This window comes from Arachnia propionica (assembly GCF_003932785.1).
GTDB lineage: Bacteria > Actinomycetota > Actinomycetes > Propionibacteriales > Propionibacteriaceae > Arachnia > Arachnia propionica_B.
The window spans coordinates 1-19878 of record NZ_RQYT01000020.1 but is presented as its reverse complement, the minus strand read 5'-3'; the positions used below and the strand labels follow the sequence as shown (position 1 = coordinate 19878).

General features: G+C 69.7%; 11 protein-coding genes. 6 read left to right on the top strand and 5 right to left on the bottom strand.

The features are described 5' to 3' along the window. Positions 1 to 49: 49 nt before the first annotated feature. Entirely contained in the window at positions 50 to 1396 is a 1347-nt protein-coding gene (locus EII35_RS09145) for an ABC transporter substrate-binding protein (RefSeq protein WP_125228163.1), read from the bottom strand. 200 nt (positions 1397 to 1596) lie between these two features. Here EII35_RS09145 and EII35_RS09140 point away from each other — a divergent pair, with 200 nt between their 5' ends. Then, positions 1597 to 5781, top strand: a complete 4185-nt coding sequence (locus EII35_RS09140) for a DEAD/DEAH box helicase (RefSeq protein WP_185744246.1) — start codon at positions 1597 to 1599, stop codon at positions 5779 to 5781. Here EII35_RS09140 and EII35_RS09135 read toward each other — a convergent pair. Further along, positions 5768 to 6631 (bottom strand): acyl-CoA thioesterase, encoded by an 864-nt coding sequence (locus EII35_RS09135; RefSeq protein ID WP_125228161.1) that lies wholly within the window; start codon positions 6629 to 6631, stop codon positions 5768 to 5770. The genes EII35_RS09140 and EII35_RS09135 overlap by 14 nt on opposite strands. 1 nt (position 6632) lies before the next feature. Beyond that, entirely contained in the window at positions 6633 to 8462 is a 1830-nt protein-coding gene (locus EII35_RS09130) for an AMP-dependent synthetase/ligase (RefSeq protein ID WP_125228160.1), read from the bottom strand. Between the two features lie 93 nt (positions 8463 to 8555). Between EII35_RS09130 and EII35_RS09125 the strand changes: the two genes are divergently transcribed. From EII35_RS09125 to EII35_RS09110, 4 genes are all read left to right on the top strand, one after another. Further along, the gene (locus EII35_RS09125) at positions 8556 to 9023 is read left to right on the top strand and encodes a MarR family winged helix-turn-helix transcriptional regulator (protein WP_312019300.1); all 468 of its coding nucleotides are present in this window, start codon (positions 8556 to 8558) and stop codon (positions 9021 to 9023) included. A gap of 61 nt (positions 9024 to 9084) precedes the next feature. Further along, positions 9085 to 11850 carry an FAD-binding and (Fe-S)-binding domain-containing protein gene (locus EII35_RS09120; RefSeq protein WP_125228159.1) on the top strand — a complete coding sequence of 922 codons (2766 nt, stop codon included), beginning with the start codon at positions 9085 to 9087 and terminating at the stop codon, positions 11848 to 11850. 11 nt (positions 11851 to 11861) lie between these two features. Beyond that, a complete protein-coding gene (locus tag EII35_RS09115) occupies positions 11862 to 12386 on the top strand; it encodes an O-acetyl-ADP-ribose deacetylase (protein WP_125228158.1) in 525 nt (174 codons plus the stop codon). After that, a complete protein-coding gene (locus tag EII35_RS09110) occupies positions 12383 to 14197 on the top strand; it encodes a WD40 repeat domain-containing protein (RefSeq protein WP_125228157.1) in 1815 nt (604 codons plus the stop codon). Before EII35_RS09115 ends, EII35_RS09110 begins: the two co-directional genes overlap by 4 nt. On the opposite strand, the gene uvrA is transcribed toward EII35_RS09110, so the two are convergent. Then, positions 14184 to 17042 carry an excinuclease ABC subunit UvrA gene (gene uvrA / locus EII35_RS09105; RefSeq protein WP_260465082.1) on the bottom strand — a complete coding sequence of 953 codons (2859 nt, stop codon included), beginning with the start codon at positions 17040 to 17042 and terminating at the stop codon, positions 14184 to 14186. The two genes, EII35_RS09110 and uvrA, sit on opposite strands and share 14 nt — an antisense overlap. A 57-nt stretch (positions 17043 to 17099) precedes the next feature. Between uvrA and EII35_RS09100 the strand changes: the two genes are divergently transcribed. Further along, positions 17100 to 17786, top strand: coding sequence for a maleylpyruvate isomerase family mycothiol-dependent enzyme (locus EII35_RS09100; protein WP_125228156.1), 687 nt, complete (start codon positions 17100 to 17102; stop codon positions 17784 to 17786). 872 nt (positions 17787 to 18658) lie between these two features. Here EII35_RS09100 and EII35_RS09095 read toward each other — a convergent pair. Continuing rightward, positions 18659 to 19878: DUF222 domain-containing protein (locus EII35_RS09095; RefSeq protein WP_148098938.1), on the bottom strand; the 1220-nt coding region annotated here is incomplete at its 5' end.

Below are 19878 nucleotides of genomic sequence, written 5' to 3'. Positions count from 1 at the left end.
CGCCACCGCGGGACGGCGCGCCCGACCCCGACCCCTCAGTTCACTCGGGTCACTCGGCGACGGGCAGGCCCGCGTCCTTGAGCGACTGCACGGAGACCTCCTTGGCCACGGTGAAGATGTCAACCACCTTCGCGGTTCCCGCGGCCACCTCGGTGGCCTTCTCGTTCATCCTCGGGCCGACGGCGGAGAAGCCGGGGATGTACCCCCACTCGGGCGCGAGCTGGCCGTTGGCCTCGGACAGGACCTTGAACACATCCTGGTTGCCGAACTGCTTGAGGGTCTTCTCCGGCGTCGAGACGGAACCCTTGGCCGCGGGCAGCAGACCCTGCGAGGCGAGGGCGTCGATCTGGGTGTTGAACCAGGCATTGAACTCCATGGCCTCAGCCTTGTGGGCGCAGCCCTTCATGACGGCGACGCCGGAGCCGCCGTCGGGCCCGGTCATGGCGGACCCGCCGAAGGTCGGGAGCAGCGCGACGCGCCACTGGCCCTCGGCGGGGGTGCCGTCGAGCTTGTCGAGGGCGAAGCCGACCTCCCAGGCGGGAGCGATGTTGCCGATGAGCGTCCCGTCGACGAGGGCCTTGTCGTACTCGTCGGTCCAGCGAGGCAGGGTGAGGGTGGCTTTGGCATCGAGGGCCTGCTGCCAGAAGTCGGCCACCACGGCGGTCTTCGCGTCGGCGGTGTCGACGACCCACTTCTCGTCCTTGGCGGTGTACCAGACGGCTCCCGCGCTCGCGGCCTGGGCCGACATCCAGTAGCCCATCTCGTCGGTCTCGAAGTCGAGGATGTACTTGCCTGCGGCAGCGGCGGTCTTCGCAGCGGCCAGCAGTTCGTCGGAGGTGGTCGGGACCGTGATCCCGAGCTTGGCGAACTCGGCCTCGTTGTACATGTAGATGAGCGGGCCGGTGTCCTGGGGCAGGCCGACCATGGTGCCGCCGACGGACATCTGACCGTAGGCGCCACTGAACTTGTCCTTGTACTTCTCGGCCTCGCTGGTCACGTCCTCGAGCAGGCCCTTGACGAAGAGTTCGGGGGCCTCGCCATAGCCGACCTGCGCCAGGCAGGGGGCCGAGTTCGCGGAGACCTGCTGCTCCAGCTTGGCGATCATCTCGGGGGCCTTGCCGTCGAACTTGGTCGACTTGACCTGGATCTCCGGGTGCTCCGCATTCCACTGGGCCACGATGTCGGCCACCTTGGTCATGCCCTCACCGTCGGGCAGCCGGTGCAGGTACTCGATCTCAACGACCTCGCCCTTGCCGGAATCCGTCGACGGCTTCGACTCCACGGCCTTGGACGAGCCGGTCGTGGCAGCGGGAGTGGCCGAGCCACCACAGGCTGTCAGTCCCAGGGCTGCGGCGGACAGCAGTCCGGTGACCGCGAGCAGTCGCTTCATCTGCATTGATATCTCCTTGGATCAGTGGTGAACAGGAGCTGTTCCTCGTGTGCGATCACGATAGGCAGGTGCGCAATTGTCGATCAATGTTCACGCTCCCAATCGTTCGTACTGGCGATCGACTTTGCGCGAACTGTTACATTTCCGCAATCTTCTCGAACCATTCCGCGACATCGTTACTCTGTGGCTGTGGCGAAGGGAGGGTCATGACGCAGCTGCCCGCGGGGTTCTCCCCCATCACCCGGTCGTGGTTCACCTCGACCTTCCACGCCCCCACCAGCGTGCAGCAGGGGGCCTGGCAGGCCATCCGCTCCGGGGACCACACCCTCGTCATCGCCCCCACCGGCTCCGGCAAGACCCTCGCCGCGTTCCTCCACTGGCTCGATCGCCTCGCCTTCCAGCCCCGAACCGGCACGGGAACCCGGGTGGTCTACGTCTCCCCCCTCAAGGCGCTCGGGGTCGACGTCGAACGCAACCTCGCGCAGCCCCTCGCCGGCTTGGCAGAGAAGGCAGGGTTGAGCGAAGCCCCCTTCCAGCCGGTCACGGTCGGGGTCCGCTCCGGCGACACCAGCGCCAGCGAACGTGCCCGCCTGAAACGGCACCCACCCGATGTGCTCATCACCACACCCGAGTCCCTCTATCTCATGCTCACCTCGTCGGCCCGCGAGACGCTGCGGGACGTGGCTGCCGTCATCGTCGACGAGATCCACGCCGTCGCGGGCACGAAGCGCGGCTCCCACCTGGCACTCAGCCTGGAACGACTGGACCTCCTCGTCGGCCGCGACGTCCAACGCATCGCCCTCTCCGCGACCGTGCGGCCCGTCGACGCGATCGCCCGGTTCCTGGGCGGCGACCGGGACGTCACCGTCGTGGCCCCCGAGGCGACGAAGGACTGGGACGTCGCCGTGCGCACCGCACCCCTGACGGACCCGTGGCCGACGATCCACCAACGCATCCTCGACGACGTGCTGGCGGCGCGCTCCACCCTCGTGTTCACGAACGCGCGACGGACCGCCGAGACCCTCACCGGCCGCCTCAACGAGCTGTGGGCGGAACGCGGGGGCGACGGTTTCATCGCCCGCGCCCACCACGGCTCGGTGAGCAAACACCTGCGCGAGGAGATCGAGGCCGACCTCAAGCAGGGGCGACTGCGAGCCGTCGTCGCCACCGCCACCCTGGAGCTCGGGATCGACATGGGGGCCGTGGAGCAGGTGATCCAGGTGGGTGCGCCCCCGTCGGTGTCCTCCGCGTTGCAACGGGTCGGCCGGGCCGGGCACCAGGTCGGGGCGACCTCCCGGGGCCGCATCGAGGTGCTGCACCGCGGTGAACTCGCGGCCGCCGTCGTGACGACGGGGGACCTGCTGGCGGGGCGGATCGAACAGGTCCACCTCCCCGAGACCCCGCTGGACGTGCTCGCCCAGCAGACGGTGGCGGAGGCGGCCGCACATCCGGGGACCGGGCTCGAGGTGGCGACGTGGCTGCGGGCCTGTCGCAGGAGCCACCCGTACCGTCACCTCACGCAACGCTCCCTCGACGACGTCCTGACCCTGCTGCTCGGCACCTACCCGAGCGCGGACTTCGCGGAGCTGCGGGCCCGGCTGACCCTCAGGGACGGTCGGTTGTTCCCACTGCGCGGCGCCGGTCGGCTCGCCCTCACCTCCGGCGGCACCATCCCGGACCGCGGACTCTACGGGGTCTTCCTCGACGACGCGGAGGGGCCGGGACGTCGGGTCGGGGAACTCGACGAGGAAATGGTGCACGAGACCCGCGTCGGTGAGACGTTCACCCTCGGCGCCTCCTCGTGGACGGTCGTGGCGATCACCCGGGACCAGGTGCGTGTGGTACCCGCACCTCCGCTCAGCGGGCGGATGCCGTTCTGGCGCAGCGAGGAGCCGTCGCGCCCCGCCGAGCTCGGGCGACGCATCGGGGAGCTGACCCGACGCGTCGCCTCCGGCGAGGACCGGCTGGAGGTGCCGTGGATCGACGAGGCGACCCGGGCGGAGCTGCTCGCCCATGTCCGCGACCAGATGTCGGCCACCGGCGTCGTCCCCGACGACGGCACCGTCGTGGTGGAACGGTGCCGCGACGAGCTGGGCGACTGGAGGGTCATCGTCCACTGCCCGCTCGGCAGGGCCGTCCTCACGCCCTGGGCCGTGGCGATGGCGGCAGCGATCGAGGAGTGCTCCGGGGTGGATGCCCGGCCGATCGTCGCCGACGACGCCATCATCCTCCGGCTCCCGGACGGGCAACTGCCGCAGCAGTTCGTCGACCTGGTGCACGTCCCACCGGAGCGGATCGAGGACATCGTCGTCGAGAGGATCGCCACCACCGGGCAGTTCGCGGCACGCTTCCGTGACGCGGCGGCCCGCTCCCTGGTGCTGCCGCGCCGGATCGGCAGACGCATGCCACTGTGGCAGCAGCGGAACCGGGCCGCCCAACTCCACCAGGTCGCCCGCTGGCACCCCCGCTTCCCCATCACCGTCGAGGCGGTGCGGGAACTGCTGCACGACGAATGGGACCTCCCCGCGCTGAAGGACCTGCTGCAGAACCTGGCCTGGGGTCGGCACCGGGTGGTCGAGGTGGTGACCGCCTCGCCGTCGCCCTTTGCCGCCTCCCTGCTGCACCGGTACGCCGCTTCCTTCATGTACGAGGGCGACCTTCCCGTCGGCGACCGGGGCGGGGCCGGGCTCGCACTGGACGCGGAATCGCTGGAGGCCCTCGGGCTGGGCCGCGATCCGTCCCGCATCCTCGACGACGCCGTCGTCGAACGGCTGTGGGGTGAACTCCAGCACACCCTGCCGGGGCGAAGGGCGCAGGACCTCGACGAACTCCTCGACCTGCCCCGCCGGCTCGGCCCGCTGACCAGGGACGAGCTCGCCGCCCGCTCGGACGTCCCGCTGCCCGCCGAGTTGCCGCCGGCCTGGGCCGAGGTCGAGCTGGCCGGTGTGACCCGGATCGTCGCCCGCAGCGACCTGCCACTGTTCACCGGGGCTCCCGGGGAGGTTCCGGGGCGGGACCCGCTCGTGCAGCTGGTGGACCGGTTCGCCCGCACCCGCCCACCCTTCCGCGTCGCCGACCTGACCGCCTCCCTCGGCATCGAGCACGGTACGGCGGAGCGGCTCCTCGACGCGGAGGTCTCCGCAGGCCGCCTCGTGCGGGGAAGGCTGGGCACCGGGCACGGCGTCCACTACTGCGACGCCGGGGTCTGGCAGCGCCTCGTCGAGCGGTCCCTCGCCGAGGCCAGGGCCGGGGTCACCCCGCTGCCGGGGAGGGCCTACGCGCGGTTCCTCCTCACCGAGGTGCACCGCATCGGCAGCTGCGACTCGGTGCTGGAGGCGCTCGGCGTGCTCGCGGGAACGGTCCTGCCCGCGAGTCTGTGGGAGACGCACCTGCTGCCCTCCCGGTGTCCCGGGTACCGGCCCCAGGATCTCGACCTGCTCCTCGCGCAGGGGGCCGCCGTCATCCGGGTCTTCGGTACGGGCGAGGATCCGCCCGTCGCCATCGTGGACGTGCGCGACCTCGATCTCCTGCCGCCACGCCCCGATCCGGAGGACGCGGCGCGGGAGTTCGCCGCGCAGCTCGGCGACGGCATCATCCCCACCGACCGGGCCGACGAGGCGTGGGCGGCGGCCGCGGCGGGAACGATCGCGCCCGGATCCATGGATCCTCTGCGAGCCCTGCTCGGGGCGATGCCGCGGGTCACGCCGACACCGCGCCCCACCCGGCGCCGCATGGCCCGACCCCTTCGTCCCGCCCCGGGCAGCGCCGCTCTGCCGGGACGCTGGTACGCGGTCCGCGACGAGCCGACCGGAGCGGAGGTGTTCCTCGCGCAGTGGCTCGGACTGTTCGGGCTGGTGACCCGCCCCGTCGCGACGGGGCTGCCGGGCGGCTGGTCGGCCGTCTACCGGGACCTGCGTCAGCTCGAGGCGCAGGGGGTGGTCGATCGCGGGGTCTTCGTCGAGGGGCTCGGCCCGGCGCAGTTCGCCCCACCGGACTTCACGCAGCGCACGGCCCCGTTCCGGGAGCACGGCGACCCGACGGCCCACCTGCTCGCCGCCCAGGATCCCGCGAACCCGTACGGGCAGTCCTTGGCCTGGCCGTCCCATCCCAGCGCCCGACCCACCAGGGCCACCGGATCCCTGGTGGTGCTCTCGGACGGCGAGTGCCTCGCGCATCTGGGGCGGGGGCTGCGCAGCCTCACGCTGTTCCAGCGGGAGGGGGCGGCCAGCCGGGTCGTGTCCTGCCTCGTGGCCGCCGTCGCCGAGGGCAGGCTGAAGCGGTTCCGGATCGAGGAGATCGACGGGGAGCGGGCCACCGCCCATCCGCTGCACCAAGAAATGCGTCAATCGGGGGCGAGGATCCACCCGCAGGGTCTGGTCATCGAGCCGTGACGAGCCTGGCGGTCAGGGTGGCGCGGAGCGTCTCGGGCAGGTCGGTTTTCGTGGGCACCTCGTCGGCGCCGGTCGCGGCGACGAGAATGGTGCGGCCACGGGCGAACAGGGTGCCGTCGTCGGGATCGAAGACCTCCCCGGCGAGGGTGATGGACGATCTGCCGAGGGCCACGGGGGCGGTCCGCACCGCGTACGGCCTGATCCGGTGGGGGATCTGGTTGACGTAGTCGACGTCCTGGCGGGCGATGAGCCAGGTGAGGCTGGACTCCCCCGCCCCCGACCGGGTCATGGCCGGGTCCCAGGCGGTGGTGGCGGTGATGCGTGCCTGCATGAGGTAGTCGAACACCTTGACGTTGTTGACGTGACCGTAGGAGTCGAGGTCGGACCAGCGGATCGGGCACGGCGTGACGGTGCCTGCCTCCCCCAGTTCGGGGGCGTCGAGCTCCCGCAGGGGCTCCGTCTCGGCGCGGTGGGAGCCGAGCCATTCCCGATCCGCCTGGGAGAGCCGGACCGGAGAGCCGGCGTCGAAGTCGAAGGGGCAGAGCACCGTCCGCGCGGTCGCGACGCGCGTGTCGCCCTGATGGAGGTCATAGGCCACCTTGAAGCGGGCCCCACCCAGCTGGGAGATCCACAGCGACACCCGCACCCCGTCATCCGAGTACGAGATCGGGGCGTCGTAGCGGATCTGGTGCCCCACCACGACGACGCCGGAGTCCAGCAGGTCGGAGCACGGACCGGCCCGGAAGAACTCCGCCCGCGCCTCCTGCAGGTAGTCGGCGACGAGGGCGTTGTTGACGTGCCCCTGGGCGTCGAGGTCGGACCACCGCAGCCCGATGATGGTGGCGAACATCTCAGTCCTCGGCGTCGTAGAGCGACTCGATGAGGTCCGCGTGACGCTGCGTGACGGCCGAACGACGGATCTTCATGTTCGGGGTCACCCCGTCGTTCTCGACGGTGAGTTCGTGGTCGAGGATCGCGAACCGTTTGATGGTCTCCCACCGCTCCAGGCGGGAGTTCGCCTTCTGGAGTTGGCGCTCGATGGACGCGTGGATCTCGGGACGCTGGCTCAGCTCCGCATAGCTGAGATGTCCGAGCTGATGCTTGTCGGCCCACTTCTGCAGCAGCACGGGATCGAGGACCAGCAGCGCGGAGCAGTACTTCCTCCCGTCGCCGACCGCGATGGCCTGGGAGATGTAGGGGATGTTCGTGGTCACCGCGTTCTCCACCTTCTGGGGCGCGATGTACTTGCCTCCGGAGGTCTTGAAGAGATCCTTCTTCCGGTCGGTGATGGTGAGGTTGCCCTCCTGGTCGAACTCGCCGAGATCGCCGGTGTGGAACCAGCCGTCGGAGAAGGCCTCCGCCGTGACCTCCGGCAGGTTGTGGTAGCCGGGGGTGACGATGGGGCCGCGGATGAGGACCTCCCCGTCGTCCGCGAGCCGGGTCTCGATCCCCGGCATGACCTTGCCGACGGAACCGAACCGTGGCTCGGAGGGGACGTTGAGGAAGGCGATGGCAGAGGTCTCCGTGGCGCCGTACCCCTCGATGATGAGGATCCCCGCGGAGTAGAACCACTCCTGCACCTGGCTCGACAGCTTCGCGGAACCGGAGATGAGGAACTTGATGCGGCCACCCAGCTTCTCCTTGAGCTTGGAGAACACCAGCTTGTCGGCGATCCGGTAGCGCAGGGCCAGCCCCCTCGGCATGGGCCTGCCCTCGAGGCGGTAGCTGCGCGAGTCCCGCCCGACGGCGAAGGCCCACCGGGCGATCCTGCCCTTGATCCCGGTGCTGCTCGTCAGCACCGCGGCCCGCACCTTCTCGAAGATCCGGGGTGCCCCGCACATGAAGGTCGGCCTCACCTCGCCGAGCCCCTGGACGATCCGGTCGATCCGCCCGTCGACGGCCGAGGCGAAGCCGTAGGCGATCTGGCAGGCGATGAGCGCCTTGCCGAAGACGTGCGAGAGCGGCAACCACAGGTACTGCAGGTCGGTGTGGTCGATGATCTCCCAGTGCTTGGTTCCCGCCCCCTCGTAGATCCACGAGGCGTGCAGGAGCCGCACCCCCTTCGGCTGGCCAGTGGTTCCGGAGGTGTAGATGAGGGTGGACAGGGTGTCCTTGGAGGTGCTCGCGATGGCGCGATCGACGGCCTCGGGATCCTGGGCAAGGCGCTGGCGCCCGAGCTCACCGAGCTGCTCGTAGGAGATGACCCGGTCACTGAGCGTCACTCCCTCGACGTCCAGCACCACGATGGTGTGGATCTGCGATGCGAGGGCGGCGGAGACCTCCACCTTCCGCAGCTGATCGGCGTTCTCCACCACCACCATGACCGACCCCGAGTCGGTCAGGATGTAGTCGACGTCCTCCTCGGCGGTGTTGGGGTACACGGTGGTCGTTGCCCCTGCGGCGCAGGCGACGGCGAGGTCCACGAGGATCCACTCCAACCGGGTGGAGCTGATGATCCCGACCCGCTCCTCATACCCCAGGCCCCGCGCGATGAGTCCGGCCGCGAGTTCATCGACCCGCGTGCGGGCCTGGGACCACGTGAGGCGGTGCCACGTGTTGGGACCCTCCGGGGCCCGATCGGGATCCATGAAGGCGAGCGCATCCGGGGTCGTCGCGACGCGGTTGCGGAACATGTCCCCCACCGAGTTGGCGAAGTTCAGAAGGTCGTCCTGCAGGCTCATGGCCCCTCCTCGTTGATATTGCGCAGTGAGCCTAGTGCAATGGAGGCCCCTGATCCACAGGCTGACGTGATCAGGCACTGCCGATAGGATGACATGATGAACGAGGTGCGCTGGCTGGATGCCGAACAACAGAAGATCTGGCGGAACCTGTTGAGTGCGACGCATCGGATGCAGAACTACCTGGATGCCGATCTGCGTCGCGCCGGTCTGGATCTTGCCGAGTACGAGATCCTGGTTCGGCTCTCCGAGGCGCCGGAGCGCAAGCTGCGGATGAGTGAACTGGCGGACGCGGTCAGCCAGTCCCGATCCCGCCTCACCCACACGATCAAACGGATGGAGTCACGAGGTCATGCCCGCCGGGAGAACTGCTCGGCCGATGGACGCGGGGTGCTCGCGGAACTCACACCAGCCGGTCTGGCCTTCCTGGAGAAGGTGGCACCAGGACACGTGGCCGCGGTGCGGCGCATCCTCGTCGATGTCGTGGATCCGGAGGACCTCACGGTCGTCGGTCGGGCGAGCGAGGCCATCCTGGCCGTCCCCGACCACGAGGGTGATCGGTGAGGAGGATCGGGGGCGACCGCAGTGGATGCTCCTCTCCGCGCACCCTCTAGTATGAGGAGGCGTGACGAGCCGTCTCCGCGCTGCCCTGGGCCCCTTGGCCCACCTCGTCGATGACTCCACCCTGACCCGGGCGTTGTACTCCTCGGACGCCTCGCTGTACCGGGTGGCTCCGTTGGCGGTCGCACGGCCGCGCACCCGTGAGGAGCTCATCACGTTGGTTCAGGCGGCGCTGCGCTGCCGCATTCCCGTGACCGTCCGGGGTGCCGGGACGTCCTGTGCGGGCAACGCCGTCGGCGAGGGACTGGTCATCGACGTGGCCCGTCACCTGAACCGGATCCACGCCATCGACCCGGAGGCCCGCACCGCCGTCATCGACCCGGGTGTGGTCCAGGAGTCCCTCCAGCAGGCGGCCGCACCCCACGGGCTGCGCCTCGGCCCTGACCCGTCCACGTCGTCGCGGTGCACCGTCGGCGGGATGATCGGCAACAACGCGTGTGGTCCCCGCGCTCTCGGCTACGGGCGCATGGCGGACAACGTGGTGGAACTCGAGATCATCGACGGCCACGGGCAGCTGCGGCTGCTGGGTCGCGAGGACCTGCCCGAGCTCCGCGATCTGGTCATGGGCAACCTCGGTACCATCCGTACCGAGTTCGGACGGTTCTCCCGCCAGGTGTCCGGCTATTCCCTCGAGCATCTCCTTCCGGAGAAGGGCTTCGACGTGCCGAAGTTCTTCGCGGGGACGGAGGGGACCCTGGGCGTCATCACCCGCGCCACCGTCCGACTGGCCCCGGACCCCGCACATCGGGTCATGGTGGCCCTCGGCTACCCGTCCATGCCGGATGCGGGCGACGACATCTCCCGGCTGCTGAGGTTCAAACCGACGGCCTGCGAGGGCCTGGACCGCCGCATCGTCGACGTGGTCATCCGCAAGCAGGGCCGCGAGGCCGTCGGCGAACTGCCCGAGGGCGAGGGCTGGATGTTCGTGGAGCTGGCGGGCGAGGACCCCGTCGAGATCCGGGGCCGCGCCGAGGCGTTGCTGGCGGAGGCGGCGACGAAGGCCGGATGGATCGTCGATGACCCGGCCCGGGCGGCGGGGCTGTGGAAGCTCCGAGCCGATGGCGCGGGCCTGGCCGGGGTGTCCCTCGACAAACCGGCGTACGGTTCCTGGGAGGACGCCGCGGTGCCCCCGGAACGGCTCGGCGCCTACCTGCGCGACTTCGAGGCCCTGCTCGAACGTCATGGGCTGCACTCCCTGCCCTACGGGCACTTCGGCGACGGCTGCGTCCACGCCCGCATCGACTTCCCCTTCGAGGCCCCGGACGGGCAGGCCCGCTACCGGGCGTTCATGCTGGAGGCGGCCGACATGGTCGCCTCCCACGGCGGCTCCATGTCGGGGGAACACGGCGACGGCCGGGCCCGCTCGGAGCTGCTGCCGAGGATGTACTCCCCCGACGCGCTGCGGCTCTTCGCGGCGGTGAAGCACCTGTTCGACCCGGAGAACCTCCTCAACCCGGGGGTGCTCGTCGATCCCGACCCCACCGACGCCAATCTCCGGATGGTGGCGGCAACTCGTTCCCCCCTCAACGTCTCCGACCCCCACTTCGTCACCCAGGTGCACCAGTGCTCCGGGGTCGGCAAGTGCCTGTCGAACACGACCGCCTCCGGCGGGGTGATGTGCCCGTCGTTCCAGGCCACCCGCGAGGAGAAGGACTCAACCCGGGGTCGCGCCCACATCCTCCAGGAGATGGTCAACGGTTCCCTCGTGACCAAGGGTTGGCGCTCCCCCGAGGTGGCGGAGGCGCTGGAGCTGTGCCTCAGCTGCAAGGGCTGCGCCCGGGACTGCCCGACCGGCATCGACATGGCCGCCTACAAGGCCCGGGTCACCCACGAGCGGTACCGGGGCAGGCTCCGTCCCCGCAACCACTACTCGCTCGGCTGGCTGCCCCGCTGGGGACGGATCATCACGCGGGTGCCGGGGCTGGGGGCCCTCATCAACCTCGTCGGACGCGCCCCTGGGCTCGGCGCCCTCCTCAAGTGGGGGGCCGGCGTCGACGGCCGCCGCCAGATCCCCCGCTTCGCCGCCAGGGCTGCCCGGCGTCGTACCCCGCTGCCCACGGGGGGCCCCAAGGGGCCGGTGCTGGTCTGGGTGGATTCGTTCAGCGACTGCTTCGAGTCGACCTCCTTCGCCGCGACGGTCCAGGTGCTGGCCCGCCTCGGGTACGAGCCCCGGGTGCTGCAGGAGACCGCCTGCTGCGGCCTGACCTGGATCTCGACGGGGCAGCTCGACGGCGCCCGCCGGCAACTGGCCCGCGCAGCCGCGGCCCTGGCTCCCGTGGTCGCCGAGGGCATCCCCGTCGTCGGGGTGGAGCCCAGCTGCACCAGCGTGTGGCGTTCCGACGCCCCGGAGCTGCTTCCCGACGACCCGAACGTCGAGGCCCTGAACGGCGCCGTGCTCACCCTCGCCGAGTTCCTGACCGCGGACCCGGACTTCCGGGTTCCGGACCTCAGCGGTCACACCATCGTCGCGCAGCCCCACTGTCACCACGCCTCGGTCATCGGCTGGCAGGCCGATCACCGGTTGTTGACGAGCTCCGGGGCCGAGCTGATCCGGGTCGGCGGCTGCTGCGGACTGGCGGGGAACTTCGGCGTCGAGATCGGCCACCACGACGTGAGCGTGAAGGTCTTCGACCACGATCTCGGGCCCGCCGTCGCCGCGCACCCGGAGGCCATCGTGCTGGCCGACGGGTTCAGCTGCCGGACCCAGCTCAAGGGTCTGGCGGATCGTGATGCGATGAGCCTGGCCGAACTGTTGGCCACCCATCTCTGAGAGGAGCAGCCATGACCGTCATCGAGGCGGTGATCGGGGACATCACCGCGCAGGCCGTCGATGCCGTGGTGAATGCCGCGAACTGGACCCTGCTGGGCGGGGGCGGCGTCGACGGGGCGATCCACCGGGCCGCGGGTCCGCAGCTGCTGGCGGCCTGCCGGGAACTGCGTGACACCACGCATCGCAAGGGGCTGCCGGTGGGTGAGGCCGTCGCCACCCCCGGTTTCGACCTGCCCGCCTCGTGGGTGATCCACACGGTGGGACCGAACCGGGGAGCCGGCCAGGACGACCCGGCGCTGCTGCGGGCCGCGTTCGACAACTCACTGCGGCTGGCGAAGGAACTCGGCTGCGCGAGCGTGGCCCTGCCCGCGGTCTCGGCCGGGGCCTTCGGCTGGTCCATCCATGACGTGGCCGCGGCCGCGGTGACCGCAGCCCGGACCGCCCAGAACGATCCCGGCAGCCTGGAGCTGATCCGGTTCGTGCTCATCTCGGAGCGACCACTGGCCGCCTTCCAGAGGCGGCTGGATCTCCCATGACCCCGGCGGCGTGGCGGCAGGTGTGTGAGCTGAGGCACCCGACCCCACCGAACCGGCACCACCTGGTGCACGACTCCACGATCAGGGCCATCGTGGTCCAACACCGTCCACATGGTTCCTGGCGGCTCGTCACAGGCGCCGATGACGGCGCGGTCATCGCCTCGGATCCGAACACCTGGGAGTTGGGCTGGTGCCGCTTCGACGTTCCCGTCCTCGCGGTTGCGGCACCCGACGAGGGCATCGCGGTGGGGCTCGCCGACGGCACCCTGCTGCTCCTGGACCCGGAGGTCGCGGAGGAGCGGTGGCGGGTTCCCGATGCGCATCCAGGTGGCGTCACGGTGCTCCACCTCGTGGGCGACACCCTGGTCTCCGGTGGCACGGATGGTCGGATCCGGTGGTGGCGGATCGCCGACGGCTCGCCGACCGGTGAGTTGCAGGGCCATGAGGGCATCGTCAGCGGGATCCTCGCCCTCGACGACTCCCGGCTGGCCACCGTCGGCGGGGACGGTCGGCTGCGGCTGTGGGACCTCGCCTCCGCCGCCCAGGTGCAGAGCATCGACCCCGGCGGCGGTTTCCTGACCTCGGTCCTCATCCGGGGTGGGCAGCTGGGGGTGAGTTGTTACGACGGCACGGTGCGGTTCCTGGATCGGACCGGGGTCACGGTGGTGCCCACCCCTGACGGGTTCCCCCTCTGGGCGGCCCTGCCGACCACGTCGGGTGACGAGCTCGCCGTCGCGGGGGATGTCCGGGGCTTCCGGCTCATCGACCCCGGCACCGGCCGGGTCCGCTGCCGCCCGGTGTGCAGGCCCCACGACTGCTCCGCGATGGCCACCACGCCCGATGGCGGCTTCGTCGTCGGCGACGCCGACGGGATGCTGTGGCTGTGGGATCCCGCCCTGCTGCCCGTCACCCAACCCTCCTTCCAGCCGGTCTTCGCCGTCGCGCCGGTCACCCTCGACGGTCGCGCTCTCCTGCTGACGGGGGACGTGACCGGCGTCATCCAGGTCTGGGACCCGGCGACGGGGGAACCGGTGGGTGAAGCCCTCCACGCACACACCGACGCGGTGCGGGCCCTGGTCACCCTGGTCGCCCCGGATGGGCGGCACCTGCTGGCCAGTGCCGGCGACGACCGCACCATCGTCGTGTGGGACCTCCGCACCCGGCAGGTGCTCAACGTGCTGCGGGGGCACGAGGACTGGGTCTCCTGCCTCGTCCCGGTGGGGATGGAGGGTCAATCGCGTCTGCTCTCGGGGGCGGAGGACCACACCCTGCGGTTGTGGGATCCCCTCGGCGGGCAGCTCGGGGAACCATGGTCCGGTCACACCGACTGGGTGCTCTCCACCGCCACCTGGACCGAGCCCGATGGCACCGTCCGGATCGCCAGTGCGGGTTTCGAGGACGCGGTCCTGCTGTGGGACGCCGCGGGTGGGCTGCTGGGCGAGCTGTTCCCGGGCGCCAAGGAGCAAGGATCGTTCCACGATGGTCTGCTCCCGCTCGATGGGGGCCGTTTGGCCACGCTCGGCAACGACGCGGCCCTGCACATCTGGGATCCCCACCTCGGGGAGGAGCTGGCCCGCATCCCGATGCCCGGCGAGGCGATGCCGCTCGACGTCGTCGCCCTGGGCCCCTCAGGGGAGATCCTGGTCACCGTGGACAAGGACGGATGGTTGCGAGCCTGGCACCGGGAGGGAGAACTCCTCGCCGAGCGGCGCATCGGCGCCACCCTGTGTCTCGCAGCCCTGGGCCCGGACCTGGTCGCGGTCGGGTTCAGCACCGGTTGGACGACGTACCGGCTGGTCACTGACGGTTGAGCAGCGGGGCGAGGAACTCGCCCGTCGCCGAGCCCTCCGTCGCAGCGACCTCCTCGGGTGTGCCGACGGCCACGACCTGCCCGCCCCGTGACCCGCCGCTCGGCCCCATGTCGATGATCCAGTCGGCGGCCTTGATGACGTCGAGGTTGTGCTCGATCACGACGACGGTGTTGCCCGCGTCGACGAGCCGGTGCAGGACGGCGAGCAGCTTGCGGATGTCCTCGAAGTGGAGGCCGGTGGTGGGTTCGTCGAGCACGTAGAGGGTGCGGCCCGTGGACCGTTTCTGCAATTCGGCGGCCAGCTTGACCCGTTGCGCCTCGCCGCCGGACAGGGTGGTCGCCGGCTGTCCGAGGCGGACGTAGCCGAGACCGACCTCCTCCAGGGTCCGCAGGTGCCGGGCGATGGCGGGGATGGACTCGAAGAACGTCACCGCCTCCGAGATGGACATCGCCAGCACCTCGGAGATCGACTTGCCCTTGTAGTGCACCTCGAGGGTCTCGCGGTTGTACCGTGCCCCGTGGCACACCTCGCACGGCACGTACACGTCCGGCAGGAAGTTCATCTCGATCTTGATGGTGCCGTCGCCGGTGCAGTTCTCGCAGCGGCCGCCCTTGACGTTGAATGAGAACCGGCCCGGCTGGTAGCCGCGGACCTTCGCCTCCGGGGTGGTGGCGAAGAGGCTGCGGATCTTGTCGAAGACCCCCGTGTAGGTGGCCGGGTTGGAGCGGGGGGTGCGTCCGATCGGCGACTGGTCGACCTGGATCACCTTGTCCAGGTGCTCCAGCCCCTTGAGTGAACGGTGCCTTCCGGGGACGGCCTTGGCGTTGTAGATCTGCTTCGCCGCCGCCGTGTAGAGGATGGAGTTGACGAGCGACGACTTGCCGGACCCCGAGACCCCCGTGACCGCGACGAGCCTCCCGAGCGGGAACTCGACGTCGATGTCCCGCAGATTGTTCTCGCTCGCCCCGAGGACGGTCACCGCCTTGCCGTTGCCGGGGCGACGCACTGACGGCACGTCGATGGCGAGCTGACCCGAGAGGTACCGCCCGGTCAGCGACTCCTCGCAGGCGAGCAGGTCCGTCACCGGGCCCGAGACGACCACCTCTCCGCCGTACTCCCCCGCCCCGGGGCCGATGTCGACCACCCAGTCCGCGGCCCGCACCGTGTCCTCGTCGTGTTCGACGACGATGAGGGTGTTGCCCAGGTCGCGGAGCCTGATGAGGGTCTCGATGAGTCGGAGGTTGTCGCGCTGGTGGAGCCCGATGCTGGGTTCGTCGAGGACGTAGAGCACGCCGACGAGTCCCGAACCGATCTGGGTGGCGAGCCGGATCCGCTGCGCCTCGCCGCCGGAGAGGGAGCCCGCGGCGCGGGAGAGGGTGAGGTAGTCGAGCCCGACGTCGAGGAGGAACCGGAGCCGTTCCCGGATCTCCTTGACCACCCGTTCGGCGATCCGGGCGTCCCGCTCGGACAGGTGCAGCCGATCCAGCCAGGCGAACGCGTCGCCGATGGACAGGTCGGCCACCTCGGCGATGGTGCGGTCGTCGACGGTGACGCAGAGGCTCTCCCGCCGTAACCTGGCGCCGCCGCAGCCGTGGCAGTTGATCTCCCGCATGTAGCCGCCCCAGCGTTCCCGCCCCGCGTCGGTCTCCGCCTCGCCGTGGCGGCGCTTGACGAACGGGATGATTCCCTCGTACTTCTGGGAGAAGGACCTCACCCGCCCGAACCGGTTCCGGAAGGAGACGGTGACGGCCCCGGGGACACCGTGGAGCAGCACCTTGCGGTGGGCCGCGGACAGGCTGCGCCACGGCGCCCTCATGTCCATCCCGTACTCCAGCGCCAGGGCCTCGAGCACGTGCTCGAAGTGTCCCTTGAGGTGGGGGGTGTTCCAGGGCGCGATGGCCCCGTCGAGCAGGCTGAGCGACTCGTCGGGAACGATGAGTTCGGGATCCGGTTCCAGCATCGTGCCGAGCCCGGAGCACTCCGGGCAGGCGCCCCACGGCCCGTTGAAGGAGAACTGGCGGGGTTCGAGTTCATCGATGGCGACGTCGTGCTCGTTGGGGCAGCCGAGTTTCTCCGAGAACCGCTTCTCGCGCTCCGGGTCGTCGGCGGGCAGGTCGACGAACTCGACACCCACCACCCCTTGGGTGAGCTGGAGGGCCGCCTCGATCGACTCGGTGATGCGTTGCCTGGCCGATTCCTTCACCACGACCCGGTCCACCACGACGTCCACGTCGTGCTTCCGCTTCCGATCCAGCGGCGGCACCTCGGTGAGCGGATGGATCTCGCCGTCCACCCGGACCCGCGCGTACCCGTCGGTGACGAGTTGTCGGAACACCTCGAGGAACTCTCCCTTGCGGCCCCGCACGACGGGGGCCAGCACCTGGAACCGGGTGCCCTCGGGCATCCCCATGAGCCGGTCGACGATCTGCTGGGGGCTCTGCTTGCCGATGGGGGCACCGCACTCCGGGCAGTGCGGGACTCCGATCCGGGCGAACAGCAGCCGCAGGTAGTCGTACACCTCGGTGATGGTGCCGACCGTCGAGCGGGGGTTCCGGGAGGTCGACTTCTGGTCGATGGAGACGGCCGGCGACAAGCCCTCGATGAAGTCGCAGTCCGGCTTGTCCATCTGGCCGAGGAACTGACGGGCATAGGCCGAGAGCGACTCGACGTAACGACGCTGTCCCTCCGCGAAGATCGTGTCGAAGGCCAGCGACGACTTCCCCGACCCGCTGAGCCCCGTGAACACGATGAGGGCGTCCCGCGGCAGGTCGAGGGACACATTCTTGAGGTTGTGGACCCTGGCGCCACGGACGAGCAGGCCACGGGAGGACGGTCGTGCTTTCACGAGACCTCATGCTATGCCGGTGCACCGACGGACGCGGAGGCTGCTAGGTTTGTCGGCATGTCCAGTGGCGATCCCGACCAGGCACAGTCCCCCTTTGAAGCTGTCCTGCACGCCATCCGGGACCGAACCCACCTGCTGCTGGGACGCACCATCACGTATTCCGCGGACGACTGGTGTGCGCCCTCGATGCTGCCCGGCTGGAGTCGCGCTCACGTCGCGGCCCACCTCATCACGGGGGCACGGAACCTCACCCGGATCGCCCGAGAGCTCCTGGCGGGCACATCGCCGGATCTTCTCGAACCCAGCCTCGGTGACGAGGACGAGGTTCTCGCGACGGCGGACGGCCTGGACATCCAGATCGCCCTCGACACGAGTGCGGGGGAACTCCACGACGAACTGGCGAAGCTGACCGACCTGACCGGGGCCTTCCACCTGCGTCCGGGCCTGTACATCGCGGTCCATGAGCTGCCGCTGGTGCGGCTGCGGGAGGTCGTTCTCCATCATTTCGATCTCGAACCCGCGGACGAGGGCATCGACCTCGACCCGGAGATCGCACGTCGGCTGCTGGACTTCGAGATCACCTGCGTGAAACCTCCCATCGGCCCGGTGAGGATCCGCACGGACGAGGGCCTGACGCGCACCATCGGGCGCGGCCCCACCATGCCCACCCTGACCGGCCCGACGGGGGACCTGTTCCTCTGGGCGGCCCGCGGGGCACTGACGAACCGGGTCCACGAGGCGTAGCACCGGATCGACCGGGGCCACATGCGGGCCGGCCCGCCACCGTTCAGCATCCCGCGTACCACAGCCCACTTCCCCCATCCCGCCGGTTCGCCTGCCTTGACGCTGTTTCGCCTGCCATTTCCACGGCTCGCCTGTCTAGTTCGGCAGGCAAAGTGAAAGAAGGCAGGCGTTTCCAACCCAAGGCAGGCGAACCCGTCGTAAGGCAGGCGAACCCAGGGGTGCTGAGGAGGTCATTCGTGACTCTTCTCCGCTGGTCGAGCCGTCCGTGTCCAGACCTCTGTAAGAGGGTGCGCGGATAGGGGGATCGTGACGAGGATCGTCACGGTGGCCTCCTGACAAGGCGGACGACGAAGAGCGCACTGGATCGTGCGTTCGAGGAGGACAACGAAGTCAGGGGGTCACCGGGGCGACCGCAGTAGATGCGCCTATCCGCGCACCCTCTAAGAGTCCCTGCGAACTCTCACCGGGTCTCGACAATCGGGCGCGCCACGCCCTCAGCTCGACCAACGGGGAACGGGAGCATCGCCACTTGTCCGCTGGTCGAGCCGCGAAGCGAAGCGAGCGTGTCGAGACCTCCACAACAGTCCCAGCGAATCCTCACGGGGTCTCGACACGAGCCCCTCCACTGCGTTCCGGGACCCGGCTCGACCAACGGGGAACGGGAGAACCGGCCACGGGAGCACGGGCACCCAGATCGACACCTTTCCGCTGGTCGAGCCGAGGCCGCAGGCCTCGTGTCGAGACCTCCGCAACGGTCCCCGCGAACTCTCACCAGGTCTCGACACGGGCCCCTCCACTTCATTTCGGGTCCCGGCTCGACCAACGGAGGGAAAGGGCCCCTCGGCTCGACCAGCGGGGTGGGAAGAGGGTGTTCAGTGGAGGGCGTATTGGATCCATTCCCAGGCCTCGGATTCGACCGGCCTGGTCTCTGGGGGTTCGGGTGGGTCGAGCCAGGGTGGGGGTGGTTCCTCCACCCTGGGTTCTGGTTCCGGAGTTCGGAGACACATCGTGCCGCCGGTGGCATGGACGAGATACTCAAACCCTGCTGGAGAGCGCCAGTGGAACCAGCCCGGCGCTGGTTGAGTGAGTGTCCAGCCGCCGAAGGTCTTCGCCCGATGTGACCTGCGGGCCAACGGCGCCAGATTCCCCCACCTGGTCTGCCCTGAAATCCCGTCGCGGTAGGGGATGGTGTGGTCCAGATCACAGGCCCTGGAGGTGCGGGAGGCGTAGGGGAATACATCGACTGGCATCAATGCGGTGACTGCCATCCGCAACCCGAGCGACGGGTCATGGAGATCCTCCGGAGCATGGCGCAGTGGATCGACCACGGGTCGGACGGTGACCTTCGAGTCCTTCAAGAATTCCGGCAGTCGTGTGGTGAGGAAGGCGCCCCACCGTTCGACCTCCGCCACACCCGAGCCCTCAGCATCCGGATCCAGAGCGGGATCATCAGCATTGATGTGAACGATGAGGGTGGTCTGGGGCAGCATCTCCTGCCCACCCGCCCGTCTCGCGAGGACACCGACCGCCGCGGCGCGGCGTTGTTTCAGATCCCCCGCCTCGGTGGGGAGGGTTTTCGCCACCTCAGTCAGGGCATGATCGAAGTCGATGGCGTCGCGGGGATCCAACAGCCCATACAACGCGCAGTGGCCGTTCTTGACGGTATCGACTGCCACATAGCGGTTCTCCCGCTGCTGGATCTCCCGCTCTTTCGCTGCGTCGGGGTCGGCGGCGATGATCCAGGCTTCGAGGTTGCGGCGGATCCGCTGCCACGACCACAACCTCAACGCCACCGCGAGTTTCCGATCCAACCGGGCAGCAGCCTCCGCATTCAGCTGGGACACCGACGGTCGGTTCACCACCTCCGCGACCTGCCACCAGCGAAGATTCCCCGACAGGAAGGCCTCCCACAATGCGGGGAACCGGAACCGCACATCCAGAACCGTTCCGATCTTCTCCAACGCCGCATCCGGGGAGATCTGAAGAATCCCACCCACCTCATGGGCGAGGAACTCACCCACCGACGGAGTCCCGTCCCCACCCGGCTCGAGGAACCCTTCCACAGCCTCCATCACCGCGGCATCGTCGACCT